The sequence below is a fragment of the Enterovibrio norvegicus genome (genome assembly GCF_002876705.1).
In the GTDB taxonomy this organism is placed as follows: domain Bacteria; phylum Pseudomonadota; class Gammaproteobacteria; order Enterobacterales; family Vibrionaceae; genus Enterovibrio; species Enterovibrio norvegicus_B.
Genome location: NZ_MDAG01000070.1, coordinates 1 through 1152, shown reverse-complemented (window position 1 = coordinate 1152; position 1152 = coordinate 1). Strand labels below are relative to the sequence as shown.

The 1152-nt window shown below is 45.6% G+C and carries 1 protein-coding gene and 1 pseudogene; both read left to right on the top strand.

Annotated elements, in window-relative coordinates:
- Nucleotides 1–366, top strand: a pseudogene (locus BCT27_RS24200) (alpha-amylase family glycosyl hydrolase); the annotation flags it as partial.
- Between the two features lie 170 nt (nt 367–536).
- A partial coding sequence (locus tag BCT27_RS24195) for a transposase (RefSeq protein ID WP_422386149.1) occupies nt 537–1152 on the top strand: 616 nt, incomplete at its 3' end.

Sequence of the window (1152 nt, the reverse complement as noted above, 5' to 3'; positions counted from 1 at the left end):
TCGGATTATACGAGCGTGAAAGCGCGTATTGATGCGATAGAAAGTAATCAAGCATCTCCAGCAGGGTTGTTTCCCTTTGCTGGAAACCCGCGAGATAGCATGCCAGATGGTATTCCTTTTCGATTGATGGATTATCTTGCATTGGTTGATTGGACAGGAAGACAAGTGCGGGATGATAAACATGGTCATATTGATAATACTTCGCCACCACTGCTCGAGAGGCTAGGGTTTGACGCTAAAAGTTGGCTGGAAACATGCACATGCATTGAGCAAGGCAGCATCGTTGGCACTGAAACTGCAATAAAAGCGGCATTGCCTCACTTGCAAAGGAAACGATTCTCCGGCTTCCGGATACCAAACCACTAAAACAATATCCCACTGGTGGACACGAGGGACAGGCACTTTAAGAAAACCATAATCTTATCAGTTTCATGCGTTAGTGCTTTTGGACTCAAAGGTGTGAGACAAAGATGAATGGATGGTTTCATAAAGATATGCTTTTCATATTATTCAGTCACTATCCATTGTGAATCTCAATGACAAAAGCCCGCTCATCACTTATCAGCATTGAAGCCACACCTTATTACCACTGCGTTTCTCGCTGTGTTCGTCGGTCATTTCTCTGTGGCTATGACGAACAAGCGCAACATAGTTACGAACATCGTCGAGCTTGGATAGAAAAGCGCCTGCTTGCGTTAGCAGGCGCGTTCTGTATCGATGTATGTGCATACGCCATTATGAGTAATCACTATCATGTGGTTTTGCATATCAATGCTGAAAAGGCTAAAACGCTGTCAGATGTTGAAGTGGTTGAGCGCTGGCTCGCTTTTCATCATGGACCCGCGTTGGTTCAGCGATTTATGCAGGGAGATGAACTGTCAGAGGCTGAAACTGAACGGTGCAATGAGATCATTGAAGAGTGGCGAAAACGTCTTGTCTCAATCAGTTGGTTTATGCGATTAATTAATCAGCACATTGCCTCAGAAGCCAATAGTGAGGACAACTGTACCGGACACTTCTGGGAGGGGCGCTTTAAAAGCCAAGCATTACTGGATGAGAAAGCTGTCGCCGCCGCTATGGCGTATGTTGATTTAAATCCTGTACGAGCAGCCATTGCCGAAGCGCCAGAAATGTCGGATTATACGAGCGTGA